This is a genomic window from Lentzea sp. NPDC037011 (assembly GCF_055607425.1).
In genome coordinates this window covers 26,551-43,205 of record NZ_JBVJRT010000024.1, presented here as the reverse complement: position 1 = coordinate 43,205, position 16,655 = coordinate 26,551, and the positions used below count along the sequence as shown (strand labels likewise).

General features: G+C 71.3%; 13 protein-coding genes and 1 tRNA gene. 11 read left to right on the top strand and 3 right to left on the bottom strand.

Annotation, left to right across the window (positions count from 1 at the left end):
* Complete coding sequence (locus ACZ7CH_RS39740) at positions 1-1,338, bottom strand: aldehyde dehydrogenase family protein (RefSeq protein ID WP_470376324.1); 1,338 nt, start codon at positions 1,336-1,338, stop codon at positions 1-3.
* Between the two features lie 158 nt (positions 1,339-1,496).
* Between ACZ7CH_RS39740 and ACZ7CH_RS39735 the strand changes: the two genes are divergently transcribed.
* The 6 genes from ACZ7CH_RS39735 to ACZ7CH_RS39710 all read left to right on the top strand — a co-directional run bounded on the left by ACZ7CH_RS39735 (position 1,497) and on the right by ACZ7CH_RS39710 (position 6,349).
* Positions 1,497-2,891 (top strand): GAF domain-containing protein, encoded by a 1,395-nt coding sequence (locus ACZ7CH_RS39735; protein WP_470376323.1) that lies wholly within the window; start codon positions 1,497-1,499, stop codon positions 2,889-2,891.
* Positions 2,892-2,949: 58 nt separating this feature from the next.
* Positions 2,950-4,224, top strand: coding sequence for an FAD-dependent oxidoreductase (locus ACZ7CH_RS39730; protein ID WP_360400882.1), 1,275 nt, complete (start codon positions 2,950-2,952; stop codon positions 4,222-4,224).
* Positions 4,202-4,759, top strand: a complete 558-nt coding sequence (locus tag ACZ7CH_RS39725) for a DUF402 domain-containing protein (protein ID WP_360400885.1) — start codon at positions 4,202-4,204, stop codon at positions 4,757-4,759. The genes ACZ7CH_RS39730 and ACZ7CH_RS39725 overlap by 23 nt, the downstream gene beginning before the upstream one ends.
* On the top strand, positions 4,756-5,343 hold the full coding sequence (locus ACZ7CH_RS39720) for a nucleoside/nucleotide kinase family protein (protein WP_360401014.1): 588 nt from the start codon (positions 4,756-4,758) through the stop codon (positions 5,341-5,343). The genes ACZ7CH_RS39725 and ACZ7CH_RS39720 overlap by 4 nt, the downstream gene beginning before the upstream one ends.
* A gap of 67 nt (positions 5,344-5,410) precedes the next feature.
* The gene (locus tag ACZ7CH_RS39715; protein WP_470376339.1) at positions 5,411-5,692 is read left to right on the top strand and encodes a DUF6412 domain-containing protein; all 282 of its coding nucleotides are present in this window, start codon (positions 5,411-5,413) and stop codon (positions 5,690-5,692) included.
* A 39-nt stretch (positions 5,693-5,731) separates the two neighbouring features.
* Positions 5,732-6,349, top strand: coding sequence for a YidC/Oxa1 family membrane protein insertase (locus ACZ7CH_RS39710; RefSeq protein ID WP_470376322.1), 618 nt, complete (start codon positions 5,732-5,734; stop codon positions 6,347-6,349).
* Here ACZ7CH_RS39710 and ACZ7CH_RS39705 read toward each other — a convergent pair.
* Positions 6,331-7,839: a PucR family transcriptional regulator gene (locus ACZ7CH_RS39705; RefSeq protein ID WP_470376321.1), complete on the bottom strand. Its 1,509-nt coding sequence runs from the start codon at positions 7,837-7,839 to the stop codon at positions 6,331-6,333. The genes ACZ7CH_RS39710 and ACZ7CH_RS39705 overlap by 19 nt on opposite strands.
* Before the next feature lie 203 nt (positions 7,840-8,042).
* On the opposite strand from ACZ7CH_RS39705, the gene pruA reads away from it, so the two are divergent.
* Both pruA and ACZ7CH_RS39695 read left to right on the top strand, forming a co-directional pair.
* Positions 8,043-9,668: an L-glutamate gamma-semialdehyde dehydrogenase gene (gene pruA, locus ACZ7CH_RS39700; protein ID WP_470376320.1), complete on the top strand. Its 1,626-nt coding sequence runs from the start codon at positions 8,043-8,045 to the stop codon at positions 9,666-9,668.
* Between the two features lie 87 nt (positions 9,669-9,755).
* Positions 9,756-10,679, top strand: a complete 924-nt coding sequence (locus ACZ7CH_RS39695) for a proline dehydrogenase family protein (protein WP_360400900.1) — start codon at positions 9,756-9,758, stop codon at positions 10,677-10,679.
* Here the strand turns inward: ACZ7CH_RS39695 and ACZ7CH_RS39690 are convergent.
* Complete coding sequence (locus ACZ7CH_RS39690; protein ID WP_470376319.1) at positions 10,666-13,086, bottom strand: hypothetical protein; 2,421 nt, start codon at positions 13,084-13,086, stop codon at positions 10,666-10,668. The genes ACZ7CH_RS39695 and ACZ7CH_RS39690 overlap by 14 nt on opposite strands.
* A gap of 185 nt (positions 13,087-13,271) precedes the next feature.
* Here ACZ7CH_RS39690 and ACZ7CH_RS39685 point away from each other — a divergent pair, with 185 nt between their 5' ends.
* The 3 genes from ACZ7CH_RS39685 (at position 13,272) to ACZ7CH_RS39675 (ending at position 16,580) form a co-directional block, all read left to right on the top strand.
* Complete coding sequence (locus ACZ7CH_RS39685) at positions 13,272-14,915, top strand: bifunctional 3'-5' exonuclease/DNA polymerase (RefSeq protein WP_360400906.1); 1,644 nt, start codon at positions 13,272-13,274, stop codon at positions 14,913-14,915.
* A 155-nt stretch (positions 14,916-15,070) separates the two neighbouring features.
* The gene (locus tag ACZ7CH_RS39680) at positions 15,071-16,453 is read left to right on the top strand and encodes a carbohydrate-binding protein (RefSeq protein ID WP_470376318.1); all 1,383 of its coding nucleotides are present in this window, start codon (positions 15,071-15,073) and stop codon (positions 16,451-16,453) included.
* A 55-nt stretch (positions 16,454-16,508) separates the two neighbouring features.
* Positions 16,509-16,580 (top strand) — tRNA-Val (locus tag ACZ7CH_RS39675).
* Positions 16,581-16,655 lie beyond the last annotated feature (75 nt).

Sequence of the window (16,655 nt, the reverse complement as noted above, 5' to 3'; positions counted from 1 at the left end):
TCAGAAGTAGCCCTGCGCGCGGTCGGTGTAGCTGACCAGCAGGTGCTTCACGCGCCGGTACTCGGCGAGCACCGCGGTGTTCGCCGGGTACGCGTGGTAGTTGTTCACCCAGACCCGTTCCGCGCGCAGCTCCTGGCCGAGGCGGTGGGCCAGCACGACGTCGCGGGACCAGACGCCGGCGCCGATCTGGGCGGTGGCCTCGTTGGCGATCTTCACGGCGTCGTCGCGGTCGTCGAACCTGGTCACCGACACGACCGGGCCGAGCACGTCGTCGGCGAACACGCCGGAGCGGTGGTCGCCCTCGAAGATCGTTGGCTGGACGTAGTGGCCGGAGGCCTCGCCGCCGGTGACCAGGCGGGCGCCCTCGGCCCTGCCGCGGGCGACGTAGGCGAGCACGCGGTCGCGCTGGGCCAGCGACACCACGGCGCCGACCACCGTGTCGGTGTCGAGGGGGTTGCCGGTGCGCAGCTGCCGGGTGCGTTCGGTCGCGAGGTGCAGCAGCTCCTCGTAGCCCGCGGTCTGGACCAGCGCGCGGGACGGGGCCGTGGCCACCTGGCCCTGGTTGGCGGCGAACATCGCGAAGCCCTCCAGCGCCTTGTCGAGGAAGTCGTCGCGCTGGGTGGTGACGTCGGCGAAGAAGATGTTCGGGCAGCGGCCGGCGACCGCCGGGTGGTCATCAGATCCGGTGATCACGTTCACCACACCGGGTGGCAGCAGGTCGGCGATCACGTCCATGAGCACGTGGACCGACGCGGGCGTCTGCAGCGCGGGCTCCAGGACCACGGTGTTCCCGGCGCCGAGCGCGGGGGCGAGCACGCGGGCGGCGTGCAGCAGCGGGAACGCCCAGCCGAGCCTGCGCTGCACCACGCCGACGGGCTGGTGGGTGCGGTAGTCGGTGGTGCCGCAGCCGAGCTGCTCGACCGTGCCGACCTCGGTGCGGATGACGGCGGCGACCTGGCGGAACTGCTCGATCAGCATCGGGACGTCGTTGACCAGCGCCTCGCGCACCGGCTTGCCGTTGTCCCACGTCTCCGCGACGGCCAGCTCGGTGGCGTGCTCCTCGACCCGGTCGGCGATCTCACCCAGGACCGTGGCGCGCTCCCGTGCCGTGGTGCGCCCCCAGGCCTGTGCGGCACCGCCGGCCGAGTGCAGCGCACGGGCGCGATCGGCGTCGGTGCCGCGCGCGACCTCCGTGAACACCTCGCCGGTCACCGGCGTCACGTTCTCGGCGTACTCGCCGGCGACGGGTGGCACGTGGTCGCCGCCGATGAAGTGGTCGTACCTGGGCCGGTACGCGACCACGCTGCCGGGCTGCCCCGGTGCCGCGTACTGCGTCATTCTCGACTCCCTGCGGAAGATGGCCCACCGATCGCCTGAGGTGGGGGAAATGAGAAAGTAGGCAGCAGAACGTTGCATGCTCGTTGCAAGCCGTGGATGGACCAGTGACCGCCGACCACCGGCAACACGCACTGTTGCTCAGCCGGGTCAGAGATGCCGTGTTGAGTGGCACTCGCACGGCCGATTCGCCACGCTCCGTCATCTCGGCGTCGTGGCAGCGGTCACTCGCGGCCAACGTGAACCCCGACCTGCACACCGCGCCGACGGTGTTCGCCCAGGACGAGCTGCCGGACCTGCGTGAACGGCACCCGCTGCACCCGACGCTGCCGGTGCTGCGCGAGACGCTGCTGGGCTTCGCCGAGGAGGCGAGGCACATCATGGTGGTCGCGGACGCCCAGGGCCACATCCTGTGGTGCGAGGGCTCCCACCCGACCCGCTCCTACGCCGAGGACGTCGGCCTGGGCGCGGGGACGCTCTGGTCGGAGGACGCGGCGGGGACGAACGCGATGGGCACCGCGCTCGCGGTGAACTCCAGCGTCACCGTCCACTCCGCGGAGCACCTGGTGCGCACCTACCACCACTGGACGTGCGCGGGGAGCCCGGTGCGCGACCCGGACACCGGCGAGGTGATCGGCGTCGTCGACCTGAGCGGTCCGATGGAGACGATGCACCCGTCGATGGTGGCGCTGGTGTCGGCCTCCGCCCGGCTCGCCGAGTCGGCGCTGCTGGCCAGGATGAGCGCCCAGGACGAGGAGCTGCGGGCGCGCAACATGCGGCACCTGGTCGCGTTGCGCGGTGAGCCGGGCGCGTTGCTCAGCCCGACCGGCCGGGTCGTCGCCGCCGAGCCGTACGGGCTGGTACCGCCGCGCGTCGACGTGTCGTCGGACCGGGTGCGGCTGCCCGACGGCCGTGACGCCGTGCTGGAACCGCTCGCCCACGGGTACCTGCTGCGCGTTCCCCGGCAGCGGCTCGTGCGCCGTTCGGTGCTGTCGCTGTCGTTCCTGCTGCCCGAACCGAAGGTGGTGCTGGACGCCCGCGAGGTGCCGATCTCGTTGCGGCACGCGGAGATCCTGTGCGCGCTGACGGTGCACGGCGGCCTGACCGCCGACCAGCTCGCGTTGCGGCTCTACGGCGAGCGCGGCAACCCGACGACCGTTCGTGCGGAGTTGCACCGGTTGCGCGCGCAGCTGGGCGCCGGCGTGCTCGCGACCCGCCCGTACCGGCTGACCGCGCACGTGGAGGCCGACTTCCTGGCCGTGCGCGCCGCCCTCCGCAACGGTGACGTCCCGCTGGCCGCCTCCCGCTACCGCGGCACGCTGCTCCCCCGTTCCGAAGCGCCGGTCGTGCTGGCCGAGCGCGACGACCTGGCGAGCGGTGTGCGCCGGGCCGTGCTGTCACGCGGTGACGCGAACGCGCTGTGGACGTTCATCCAGACCGACTCCGGTGAGCACGACGCCGAGGCGATGGAACAGCTGGTCAGGCTGTTGCCGCCGAACGACGTGCGGGTCGCGATCACGACCGCCCGGTTGCGGAGGCTCAACCAGGACGATTGACAAGACTCTCAGCACATGAATATCTTCTCAACTAAGATACTTGGTTGAGGGGGAAGTAATGCGCGTACTCATCATCGGAGCGGGGACCGGTGGCCTGTGCCTGGCACACGGGCTGAAGAAGGCCGGCGTGGACGTGGCGCTGTTCGAACGCGACCGCACGCCGCGCAGCATGCTGATCGGCTACCGGGTCGGGATCAGCCCGGACGGCAGCAAGGCGCTGCACAGCTGCTTACCCGAGGAGGTGTTCGCCGAGTTCGTGCGCACCACGGCCCGGCCGCCGAAGCTGATCAACATGCGCACCGAGAAGTACCGCGAGCTGCTGGTCGCGGAACTGCCCGAGCAGAGCGACGAGTCCCGCAGCGAGAAGTCGGTGAGCCGCATCGCGATGCGGACCGCGCTGCTGACCGGGCTGGAGGACGTCGTGCGGTTCGACAAGGCGTTCACCCGCTTCAGCCGCAACGACGACGGCTCGGTCACCGCGTTCTTCGCCGACGGCACCTCCGAGACCGGTGACGTGCTCGTCGGAGCCGATGGCGCGCAGTCGAAGCTGCGCAAGCAGTACCTGCCGCACGCGCGGATCTCCGACACCGGCATCACCTCGATCGCCGGCAAGCTGCCGCTCACCCCGGAGAACCTGGCGCTGTTGCCACCGCAGGCGGAACGGGCCGTGACGCTGCTGCACGGCCCGCGCGGCTCGTTCGTGATCCTGCACGTCATGCGCTTCGACACCGCGGGCGTCGAGGACGACTACATCATGTGGGGCTACGCGGCGGCACACGACAAGTTCCCCGAGCTCGACGGGCTGGACCAGGAGCAGCTCAAGCAGGTCGTGCTGGGGATGACGCCGAAGTTCCACCCGAACCTGCGTGAGCTCTTCCGGCTGGCCGACCCGCGGACCGTGTTCCGGATCAAGGTCCGCACGTCGGAGCCGGTGCGGCCGTGGAAGCCCAGCAACGTCACGCTGATCGGTGACGCCGTGCACCTCATGACGCCGGGCCGCGGCATCGGCGCGAACACCGCGTTGCGCGACGCGGAGCTGCTGACCCGCAAGCTCACCGAGGCCCACCGCGGCAAGGACGTGGTCACCGCCATCGGTGAGTACGAGACCGAGATGGTGGAGTACGGGTTCAAGGCCGTGCTCGCCTCGCGTGAGCAGATGGACGGCACCGGCATGCTGCACAGGCCCGTGATCGGCCGGGTCGTGCTCGCGATGTTCCGCACGGTCCTGCGCGTCACGAACGCCGTTCCCGCGCTCAAGCGGCGCATGATGGCGAGGGACGCGGCCGAGCGTGATCACGTAAGTTCGGCGCATGAGGTTGTTCACGCCGGGTGAGGTGGTCGTGCGGCGGGAGGTGCTGCACGGCAGGGTCTGGTCGGAGATGCCGACCAGGGTCGTGGTCGACGAGCCGGGGCTGCTCGCGGTGTTCGTGGAGCCGGGCACCCCGCTCACCTACCCCGAGCACCACCACCCGCACCCGTGGGACCGGCCGGAACGCGGTTTCTGGCGCGGCCACGGCAAGCTCATGCTGCACCGCCCGGACGACGCCTACTCGGTCGACCTGTTCTGGCACGGCGAGGACCGCCGCTTCGGCAACTACTACCTGAACCTGCAGGCGCCCTACCGGCGCACGGCCGACGGTTTCGAGACCCTCGACCACGCGCTCGACTACACCATGGCGCCCGACGGCACGTGGCAGCAGCGCGACCTCGACGAGTTCGAGGAGCAGGTGGCGGCCGGCAAGTACTCCGCGGCGGAGGCCGAGGCGATCCGCGCGGAGGGCGTGAAGATCGAGCAGATGCTGGCGTCCGGTGAGATCTGGTGGGACACGGCCTGGGCGGACTGGGCGCCGTCACCGGGGTGGCGATGAAGGTCCGGCCGCTCTCCCACGACACCCTGGTCGCCGAGATCGTCTCCCGCGTCACCGCGCTGGACGGCCGGGTGCGCGTGCTCCTCGACGGCGCTCCCGCCGCCGAACCGGGCAAGCTCGCCGACGCGCTCGTGGAACCGTTGCGCGCCACGGGCCGTTCCGTCCAGCGCGTGTCCACACAGGACTTCCTGCGACCGGCGTCGGTGCGGCTGGAGCACGGCCGCACCGACCCGTACTCCTACCGGCACGACTGGTTCGACCTGGCCGGTCTGCAACGCGAGGTGCTCGACCCGGCCTTGGACGGCAAGGTGCTGCCGTCGCTGTGGAACGCCGCCACCGACCGGGCCAGCCGCGCGGAGTACGTGGACGTGCCGGAGAACGGCGTGGTGCTGGTCGACGGCACCCTGCTGCTCGACCGGTGGCTGCCCGCGGAGCTGACCGTGCACCTGTGGCTCTCGCCGGGAGCGCTGCGCCGCAAGACCGCCGAGCAGTGGACGCTGCCCGCGTTCGACGACTACGAGCCGGTGGCCGACCTGGTCGTGCGCTACGACCACCCCGACCGGCCGGGCCTCGTCGAGTCGTGACCCGTCCCTGCTCCACGCGGCGTTCCCGGGACCGCGCCCCCGCCGTGGCCGTACACTCGGGGACGTGATGCGGCAGGAGACCAGGAATCGGGCGGTGCTGCTGCTCGCCGTCTTCCTGCCCGCTCTCTACGCGTTCACGCTGCTGTCCTCGCCGGCCGAGGTCGTCGCGGCCGTGACCGCCTTGGCGCTCGCGTTGCTCGTCGTGGTCGCGCTCGTGCCGCGCTCGGTGGCACCGGCCCGGTCGCTCGCGATCCGCGAACGCGCTGAACGATCGGCGCAGCTGCGGCTGCGCAACCCCGACACCGCTGGTCGGCCCCGTCCCCGAGCACCGGGGTGCCGGACGTTCTGACACGTCCCGCACACCCGACTCAAGACGGAGAAAGAACCCTTGTTCGCTGACCTGGGCGCTGCCCTGGCGAGCTTCGGCACGCCCGCGCTCGCCATCGTCCTGTTCACCATCGTCGTGCGGCTCGCGCTGCACCCGCTGTACCGCGCCGCCGTGCGCGGGGAGAAGGCCAAGGCCAAGCTCGCGCCGGAGATCCGGGAGCTGCAGAAGAAGCACGGCAAGGACCTGGTGCGGTTCTCGGAGGAGTCGCAGAAGGTCTACCAGAGCAACGGCGTCTCGATGTTCGCGGGACTGCTGCCGATGCTCGCGACGGCCCCGTTCTTCATGGTCGTCTACCAGGTCGTCACCACGCCGAACCCGTTGCTGGAGGGCACGTTGTTCGGCGTCTCACTCGGTTCGCACTTCACCACCGGCTTCGCGTGGGTGTTCTTCGCGCTGTTCGCGGCGCTGGCCGTGGTGGCGTACCTGACCGTGCGGTGGCAGCGGTCGCAGCTGACCACCACGCCCGCGCCGGGGTTCATGACCGGGCTGGTGAAGGTGCTGCCGTTCGGCACGATCCTGGTCGCGGCCTACCTGCCGCTGGCCGCCGGGCTGTACCTGCTCACCACGACGACGTGGACGATCGCGGAACGGGCGCTGCTCTACCGCATCCTGAGCTGAAGCTGGGCGATCAGGCGCACCAGCGGGTCGTCCAGGTCCAGGTCGATCCGCCGCAGCCGGTACCGCAGCGTGTTTGGGTGGACGTGCAGCCGGTCCGCCGCGGCCCGCACGTCCCCCAGCGCGTCGAGGTAGGCGAGCAGCGACTTCGCGAGCTCCGGGTCCAGCGCGTCGATGCGGGGGTCGCGAATCCTCGGGTTGTCCTGCAGCAGCGCGAGGATCTCGCTCACCAGCACCTGCGAGCGCACGTCGGCGAGCGTGGCGACCTCGGCGTCGAGGTCGCGGGCCATCGCGTCGAGCACGCGTTCGGCCTCCTGCCGCGACACCCGCACCTCGTCGAGCGTGGCCACCGTCGAGCCGACCGCCGCCTGCACCGCCGTGTGCAGGTGGCGGCGGGCCGTGGTGACGATCTCGCGGGTGAGGTTCAGCAGCTGCGCGTTCGGGGCGAGGTCGGGCAGCAGCACGTAGGTGCGGCCGCCGGACTCGCTGACCAGCGCGCTGCGCCGGTACGCCGCCGCGTGCACGGAGATCAGGCCGGTCATCTCGGCTCTGCGCAGCTCGTGCTCGCTGCGGTCGCCCTCGGCGCTCCTGAGCGCGAAGACCACCACCGCGGCGGGTTTGCCGGGGTCGGCGCCGATCTGGCCGGCGACGGTGGCCGCGTCCATCCGGCCGGTGAGCAGGGCGGCGAGGAGGTTCTCCCGGAACCGGGACGTGGGCTGGTTGCGCTGCTGGATCAGGTGCGGGGCGGTGACGCGGGCGGCGCCGAGCAGTGCGCGTTCGGCCTGGGCGGTGAGCGGCTGGTCGCCCTCCTGCACCCAGATCGTGCCGAGCGGCTGCGACCCCGCGTGGATGCCGACGGCGATGCGGCGGCGGATGCCGAGCTCGGGGCGTTCGTCGATGCGCACGACCTCCTCGCCCGACCGCAGCAGGTTGTAGACGCCCCACTCGCGCAGCATCTTCAGGTACGGCTCCGGCCCCTGGCGGCCGAGGATCGACAGCCGGCGCAGCTCGTCGACCTCGTCGGACGACCGCGAGTAGGCCAGCACGCGGCTCGCGGTGTCCTCGATGCTGACGATGCCGCCGGTGAGGGTGGCGATCGTCTGCGCGAGCGCGAACAGGTCGCCGAGCACCTCGCCGTCGTCGGTCGTCGTCGTGAGCACGCCTTTGGCCAACGACTCCAGGTGCGCCCACCGCACCTCGGGCCTGACCTCCAGCAACGCCACGCCCGCGTCCGTCGCCGCCTGTTCGAGCGCCGGCGAGCTCTCCTTCACCGCGACGGCGGCGGCCTTCGCCCGTCCGGCAGCCTTGACCAGCGGCAACGCCGCCCGGCCACGTGCGCCGATGACCAGCGCGAGGTCCCCCGCCGCCACGTCCGGCGGGTCGTCCGGGTCCATGATCACGACGTCGCGCACGTCGACCTCCAGGCCGTGGGGCGCGACCTGCAGCTCGACGAGCGGGTCACCGAGCGCGATCAGGATGTGCCGCAAACTCATCCCCGCCCCACCCCCGCCGCTCCTGCTGCTGTTTCGGCACGCGGGGGCCCCGCGTTCCCTCCTGGGGTACGAAAGCTCCCCGCGTGCACTTCAACACTGTCGGATCGTACATCTGACCCGGTGAATCTTGGCCGGTCGGACAACGGATGGCGGCTTGACCGGACTTACGGTTGGGGCACCGACGATTCGACGAGGAGTTGCGAGTGGACGCGGTCACCCAGGTTCCCGCCCCGGTCAACGAGCCGGTCCTGCAGTACGCCCCCGGCACCCCGGAGCGCGCCGAGCTGCAGGCCAAGCTGACCGAGCTGCAGAAGGAGCCGCTCGAGCTGACGCTCACCATCGGTGGCGAGCAGCGCATGGGTGGCGGCGAGCGGTTCGACGTCGTCCAGCCGCACAACCACCGCTCGGTCCTCGGCACCCTCGCCGGCGCGACCCAGCAGGACACCACCGACGCCCTGCGCGCGGCCCGCGAGGCCGCCCCTGCGTGGCGCGCGATGTCGTTCGACGACCGCGCGGCGGTCCTGCTGCGCGCCGCCGACCTGCTCGCCGGCCCGTGGCGGCAGACGCTGAACGCCGCGACCATGCTCGGCCAGTCGAAGACCGCGATCCAGGCGGAGATCGACTCGGCCTGCGAGCTGATCGACTTCTGGCGCTTCAACGTGCAGTTCGCCCGCAACCTGCTGAGCGAGCAGCCGATCTCCTCCCCCGGTGTGTGGAACCGCACGGACCACCGCCCGCTGGAGGGCTTCGTCTACGCGATCACGCCGTTCAACTTCACCGCCATCGCCGGCAACCTGCCGACCGCGCCCGCGCTGATGGGCAACGTGGTGCTGTGGAAGCCGTCGCCGACCCAGTCGTTCGCCGCGCACCTCACCATGCGGCTGCTGGAGGAGGCGGGCATGCCGCCCGGCGTCATCAACCTGCTGCCCGGTGACGGCCTGGCCGTCTCCGAGGTCGCGCTGAGCTCCCCCGACCTCGCGGGCATCCACTTCACCGGCTCCACCGCGACGTTCCAGAAGCTGTGGGCGCAGGTCGGTGCGAACATCGCGAACTACCGCTCGTACCCGCGGATCGTCGGCGAGACCGGCGGCAAGGATTTCATCCTCGCGCACCCGTCGGCCGACCCTGACGTGCTGCGCGTGGCCATGATCCGCGGTGCTTTCGAGTACCAGGGCCAGAAGTGCTCCGCCGCGTCGCGCGCCTACGTGCCGCGCTCGGTGTGGAACAAGATCAAGGACCAGTTCCTGGCCGAGGTCGAGGCGCTGACCTACGGCGACGTCACCGACTTCTCGAACTTCGGTGGCGCGGTGATCGACCGCCGTTCGTTCGACAAGCTGTCGGGCGTGCTGCAGGCCGCGCGGGCGGACTCCTCGCTGGAGATCGCCGCCGGCGGCACCGCGGACGACTCGGACGGCTTCTTCGTCCGGCCCACCGTGCTGCTCGGCTCCGACCCGGCGAACTCCGTGTTCACCACCGAGTTCTTCGGCCCGGTGCTCGCGGTCCACGTCTTCGAGGACGCCGACTACCCGACGGTGCTCAAGCAGATGGAGAGCGCGGCGCCGTACGGCCTGACCGGCTCGATCATCGCCCGTGACCGCGCCGCCGTGGCGCACGCGCAGGAGGAGCTGCGGTTCGCCGCGGGCAACTTCTACGTCAACGACAAGCCCACCGGTGCCGTCGTCGGCCAGCAGCCCTTCGGCGGCGGCCGCGCGTCCGGCACGAACGACAAGGCGGGGTCGGTCCACAACCTGCTCCGCTGGGTGAGCCCGCGCTCCATCAAGGAGACGTTCGTGGCCCCCACCTCCCACCTCCACCCGCACCAGGGCTAGACCAGGCCCTCCTGGGTGAGGGGAATGTCGTTGCGCCACAAGCACTTCGACGTTCCCCTCACCTCTCACACCCCGAGGACGTGAACCATGTTGCGCTCCAGCCTCCTCCTGGCGTCCCGCAGCGCGGGTACCCGCAAGCTCGTCGAGTCGACGCCGCTGACCCGGCCCGTCGTCGAGCGGTTCGTCGCCGGTGCCGACGTCTCCTCCGCGATCCACACGACCGCCGAGGTGCTCGGTGACGGCCGCCTGGTCACGCTGGACCACCTCGGTGAGGACACCGTCGAGGAGTCGCAGGCGAACGACACCGTCGAGGCGTACCTGACGCTGCTGGCGCAGCTGGAGCGGCACGGGCTCACCGACGGTGCCGAGGTGTCGGTCAAGCTGTCGGCCGTCGGCCAGTCGCTGCCGGTGGACGGCGAGAAGATCGCGCTGGAGAACGCCCGCCGCATCTGCGCCGCGGCCGCCGTCGTCGGCACGACCGTGACGCTCGACATGGAGGACCACACCACCACCGACTCGACGCTGGGCATCCTGCGCGAGCTGCGGGTGGACTTCCCGTGGGTGGGTGCGGTGCTGCAGGCCTACCTGAAGCGCACCGAGCAGGACTGCCGCGACCTCGCGCACGCCGGTTCCCGCGTGCGGCTGTGCAAGGGCGCCTACCAGGAGCCTGCTTCCGTTGCGTACCAGGACAAGCACGACGTCGACCTGTCGTACGTGCGGTGCCTCAAGGTGCTGATGGAGGGCGCCGGCTACCCGATGGTGGCCTCGCACGACCCGCGGCTGATCGCCATCGCCGCCGACCTCGCGTCCGCGCGGTCGAAGGACACCTACGAGTTCCAGATGCTGTACGGCATCCGGCCGGAGGAGCAGCGGCGCATCGCGTCCGAGGGCAACCGGATGCGCGTCTACGTGCCGTACGGCGACGAGTGGTACGGCTACTTCATGCGCCGGCTCGCCGAGCGCCCCGCCAACGTGGCGTTCTTCGTGCGGTCGCTGCTCACGACCAGCTGAGCGCGCTCTCGGCCGCGGCTGCCGTCTCCAGCGCGAACTCCAGCTTCGCCTCGTCGCCCACCTCGCGTGCGATCCGCACCGCGCGGTGGGCGAGCCGGAGCGCCTTGTCGACCTCGAACCCCGTCTCCACGCACAGCCTGCTGTAGATGGTGAGCGCGTCGGCGTACCCCGGCTGCTCGTCCAGCTCCGGTCCGAGCAGGTGCCACAGCACGATCGCGGTGTGCGCGGTGTTCCTGGCCTCCTCCTTCCGTTCCGCGGCACGGAGCTTGCACGCGTGCTGCTGGAGCGCGGCGAGGTGGGCGACCGGTCCGGTCTTCGGGATCAGCACCCGCCACACGCCGAGCGCGAACTCCGATGCCCGCAGCGCGCGGACGTGGTGGTCCGCTTCGGACAGTGCACGGACCACCGGTTGCAGACCCGGCGCCAGTTTCGTGCCGAAGAAGTCGATGAGCTGCGACGGCAGCCGGTCGCAGATCTCCAGGAACTCGTCCGCGTGCCGCAGCGCCTCCTCGTGCCGGTCGTGCAGCAGCTCCTGCTCGGTGAGGACGGCGAGGGCGAGCACCAGGTCGACCTGGTTCCACACCAGGTCCCGTGCGACCAGTTCCCGGTGCACCGCAACGGCTTCCTCCGCCGCGTGCAGGTCGTCCGCGACGTGCACCACGGTGAGCAGCGCCGTGCCGAGGCCCTTGCGGTCGTCCGTCTCGCGCCACAGCATCACGGCCTCCTGCGCGACCAGCCGGGCGTCCGGGTCGCCGAGCTCGTGCACCGCCCTGCTGTACCGCGTCAGCGCGTCCGCCAGCTCCGAGCGGAACGTGTCGGGGTTGACGACCGCGAGCCGGCGGAACAGCTCGACGGCCTCCCGCAGCGTCTCGCTCGCGGCCTCCGCGCGGCGCAGGTCGGTGAGCATCACACCGGCCATGGCGAGGTTGCGGGCCAACTCCGGTTCGAACCGCGGGTCCTCCTGGGCGAGCACCCGCCAGTTCGCGATGGACAGCTGCATCGACTCGGCGGCGTGCTGCTTCTCGCCCTCGGCGTGGAAGCGGCGGGCCATCGCGGCGGCGACCCTGGCGTAGTCGCCGCGGAACAGCGAGGGGTGGTTCTTCGCCAGCTCCTGGAAGAGCAGGGTGGCGCGGCTGAGCGCCGTCATCGCCGCCTCGTCCTGGTGCAGCGCCTGGTAGCGGTAGCTGATCTGCTCCAGCGCGGACGCGAGCTGCGGGATGGTCTCCGGGTCGTCCTCCGCGATCTCGCGCCACAGCCCGATGGCCTCCTCGGAGACCTGCAGCACCTCGTCGCGGCGCTGGGCGTTGATGAGCCGCAGGCCGAGGTCCCCCAGCGCGTCCGCGAGCAGCGGCCGGTTCTCCGGGTCCCGCCGCGCCAGCTCCCGGTAGCACTCGACCTCCTGGCGGGAGGCCTCGACGGACTCGTGCCGCAGCCCGCACACCATCGTGCGGGCGCTGAGCATCCCGTACATCTCGGCGCGTTCCAGGGTGTCCTCGGCGCCCTCGATCAGCCTGCGGGTGAGCATCGACGGGATGGCGTCGGTGGCGAACCGCTCGTCGCGGAAGAGCCGGCGGGCCAGGTGCTCCGCCGTGGCGCGGGAGCCGATCTCCGCGGTGATGCGCAGGCTGTCGCGGGCCATGTCGCGGACGACCTCCGGGTGCTCGGCGACGAGCCGGTCGAGCCGCGGCCGCAGTGCGGGCCAGCGCAGGGCGGCGCGGGCGAGCAGGTCGGGGTCCGGGGAGTCCGGGGTGGCCACGGCGAGGTAGTCCTCGGCGATGCGGCCGGTGCGCGGACCGCTGTCGCGCCGGAGGAGCTGGCGGACGAGCTGGGTGCGGTTCACCTCGCACGGGTCGCCGTGCACCGCGGTGAGCGCGGCCATGTGCAGGTCGAGGGTGGTCTCGTCGGCGATGTTCGGCGGTGGTTCGTCGGGTGCGGTGACGCCGAGCTGCTTGGCGAAGTGCTCGCAGGCGAGGGTGAACGACTCGGCGCGGTCGGACGGGCTCGGCGGGAGCGCGAGCTCGGTGACCTCGTGGTCGAAGTCGGCGACGCGCTGGCGGGTCGAGGACCACCACCAGCCCGTGATCCGGCTCGCCAGCAGCACCCTGGTGCGCTGCGGGCCGTGCCGCAGGGTGTCCTGGAGCTGCTCGAAGACCTGCTGCCAGGTGCGGCGGTCGGCGTCGTCGAGGACCAGCAACCGCCCGTGCGCGTCGTCGTCCCACAGCTCCGCGAACCGCTGGAGCAGCCGGGTCTTGCCCGCGCCCGCCGGGGCGTGCACGAGCAGGGACGCCTGCGGGACGGGGCTGTCGCGCCACGCCACGAGTGCGTCGAGTTCGGGTTCTCTGCCGTGAAAGGGGACCACCTGGTGGGTGGGGTCCAGCAATGCGGCGACGCTGAGTGCTCGGTCCACGGCTTCATAGTCGGCCGGTGGTCAGGTGAGGGACAGCAAGACCACACCATCGGGGAATCTTCGCGTTTTTCCTTCACTCCTTCGCTGGCTGGCTTGGAGGAACTCCAACGGAATTGTGGTGCTGACGGCGGTGTAGATGGCCCGCTCGACCGAAATTGTCAGACCCCCTGGGCACAATCAGAGGCGTGCTGGTCTCCCTCGTCCCCGAAGCGGACGGCGCGGGGCGGTGGCAGGAGCTGAACGACGACGGGACCCCGGCGGGTCCCGCGACGTCAGCGCCGTCACTGGCCTCGGCCGTCGCGTCGCTGGAGCGCGCCCACAGACCGCGGTGGCTGTGGGCGGACACCGCGGAGGCCTACCCCGCGCTGCTGGCGGCCGGCGTGCGGGTGGACCGGTGCTGGGACCTGCACCTGACCGAGGCGCTGCTGCTGGGCGCCGAGGGCAGGCACCGCGAACCGCGCGAGCTGCCGGCGGCGGTGGCGCGCGCGTTGCGCCTGCCCGCGCCGGCGGACGTGGGCCCGCGCAAGAAGGACGTCGCGCTGACGTTGTTCGAACCGGAGCCGGTGGAGCTGCCCGGCGGCACCGACGAGCTGGCCGCGCTGTCGCTGGTCTTCCAGGCGCAGCAACGCAATCCGGCGTTGTCGCTGCTGATCGCGGCCGAGTCGGCGTCGGCGCTGGCGGCGGCGGAGATGACCCACCACGGGCTGCCGTGGCGGGAGGACGTGCACCTCGCGCTGCTGGAGGACCTACTGGGCCCGCGTCCCGGCCCCGGCGCGCGGCCGAAGGTGCTGCAGGGGCTGGCTGACCGGATCCGGGAGGCGTTCGGCGGCTACGACGTGAACCCGGACGCGCCGGCCAGCATCGTGCGGGCGTTCAAGCGCGTGGGCATCGAGGTGTCGTCCTCGCGGCGCTGGGTGCTGAAGAAGGTCGACCACCCCGCGGTGGCGTTGCTGGTGGAGTACAAAGAGCTCGCGCGCCTGTGGGCGGCGCACGGCTGGTCGTGGCTCGACACGTGGGTCTCGGCAGGGCGGTTCCGCCCGGAGTACGTGGTTGGCGGCGTCGTCACCGGCCGGTGGGCCTCCCGCGGCGGCGCGGCGCTGCAGATCCCGCGCCTGCTGCGCCAGGCGGTGCGCGCGGACGACGGCTGGCGCTTGGTGGCCGCCGACGCCTCCCAGCTGGAGCCGCGCATCCTGGCCGCGCTGTCCGGCGACGAGAGGCTGATCGACGTCTGCGGCGACGACGACCTGTACGCCGCACTGGCCGCGGACTCGTTCAAGGGCGAACGCCCCCGCGCGAAGATCGCGATGCTCTCCGCCATGTACGGCGGCACCTCCGGCGAGGCCGGCCCGCTGCTCGCCGTGCTGCGCAAGCGCTTCCCGGTCGCGGTCGGCTACGTGGAGGCCGCGGCCCAGGCAGGTGAACAGGGCCGCATGGTGCGCACCCGCCTCGGCCGCACCTCCCCGGAACCGTCCGCGTCGTGGCAGGACCTGGTCAACGGCGCCGACGACGCGGGCAACGTGTCCAGCTCCTCCCGCCAGGCCGCCCGCAACTGGGGCCGCTTCACGCGCAACTTCGTGGTGCAGGGCAGCGCCGCGGACTGGACGGCCGCCCTGCTCGGCGTGCTGCGCACCCGGTTACCGCGCGAGGCGGCGCTGGTGTTCTTCCAGCACGACGAGGTCCTCGTGCACTGCCCGGCAGCCGACGTCGACGGGGTGGTGGCGGCCATCGCGGAGGCGGGCCAGGCGGCGACCCGGCTGCTGTTCGGCGACACACGGGTGCGGTTCCCGATGAACGCCGTGCCGGTGGAGTGCTACGCGGACGCGAAGTGAGGGCCGTCGGCAAGATCCGCGCACCTCGCGTGTCCAAACGAGACGTAGCGGCACCAGCGCGCTTTGTGGCCGTTCGTCCGAATGGCCGCTTGTCCACGGGTCGTGAGAGCGCTCTCATAAATGGACTGCACCCGTGACAAGGAGGTCACTCGCGCATGAGGCAACGCAGTCGCATCCTCGCGGCCACGACAGCTCTTCTTGCCGCGGTACCCCTGGCGATCGCCGCCATGTCCGCCAACGCTTCGATCCCACCCCCTGCAGCGGGATGGACGCAGGTGTGGGGCGACGACTTCAACGGAGCGAGCGGAACCCTGCCGTCCAGCTCGAACTGGATCTTCGACCTGGGCCACGGCTACCCCGGCGGACCTGCGAACTGGGGCACCGGGGAGATCCAGAACTACACGAACAGCACCAGCAACATCAAGCTCGACGGTGCCGGCAACCTGCGCATCACCGCGCTGAAGGACGGCGCGGGCAACTGGACGTCGTCGCGCATCGAGACCCAGCGGTCGAACTTCAAGCCGGCGCCGGGCGGCAAGCTCGCCATCGAGGGCCGCATCCAGATGCCGAACGTCACCGGTCAGGCGGCGCTGGGCTACTGGCCGGCGTTCTGGGCGCTGGGCTCGCCGTTCCGCGGCAACTACTGGAACTGGCCGGGCATCGGTGAGTTCGACGTGATGGAGAACGTCAACGGCATCAACTCGGTGTGGGGCGTGCTGCACTGCGACGTCGCACCCGGCGGTGCGTGCAACGAGTTCACCGGCATCGGCAACTCGCGGGCCTGCCCCGGCGCGTCGTGCCAGACGGCGTTCCACACGTACCGCTTCGAGTGGGACGACGCCGGGAAGTCCTTCAAGTGGTTCGTCGACGGCCAGCAGTACCACACGGTGACGCAGGCCCAGCTCGGCGCGGGCGTGTGGGACCGGATGACGTCGCACGCCGGGTACTTCATCCTGCTGAACCTGGCGATGGGCGGCGCGTTCCCGAACGCGTTGAACAACAACCAGCCGACCCCTGTCGCTGCCACCCAGTCCGGGCACTCCATGGTCGTGGACTACGTGGCCGTCTACACGGCTGGCGGTTCGACGACGACTCCGCCCACGACCACGACGACGACCTCGAACCCCGGCGGTGGTGGTTCGGCGTACAGCGAGCTCCAGGCGGAGAACGCCTCCGAGCGCTCCGGCGGCTCGGTGGCACCGGCCGAGGGCGGTTCGGGTGTCCACCAGATCGCCAACGGCGGCTACCTGAAGTTCTCCGGCGTCAACTTCGGCTCCGGTCCGGCGCGGCAGTTCTACGCCCGCGTCGCCTCGGGTGCCGCCGGCGGCGTGAGCGGTCTGGTCGAGGTCCGGCTCGGGTCGCGCACGGCGGCGCCCGTGGGATCGATCGCGGTGGGCAACACCGGGGGCTGGGACTCGTGGAGAACCATTCCCGCGAACATCTCGAACATCTCCGGGACGCACGACGTGTACGTGACGTTCACGAGCGGCCAGCCGGCGGCGTACGTGAGCGCTAACTGGGTGAAGTTCGGCCTCTAGACCCTCGTGTTCATCGGGCCGTGCCCGTCCGCTAGAATCTCGTCCTGCACCACGAGGACGATTAGCTCAGCGGGAGAGCACTACCTTGACACGGTAGGGGTCACTGGTTCAATCCCAGTATCGTCCACGTTTCTCGGGGCGAGGCGTGTCGACGGAAAGCGTCGACCACCTCGCCCCGTGGTGTTTTCCGGGGGCCGAGCCC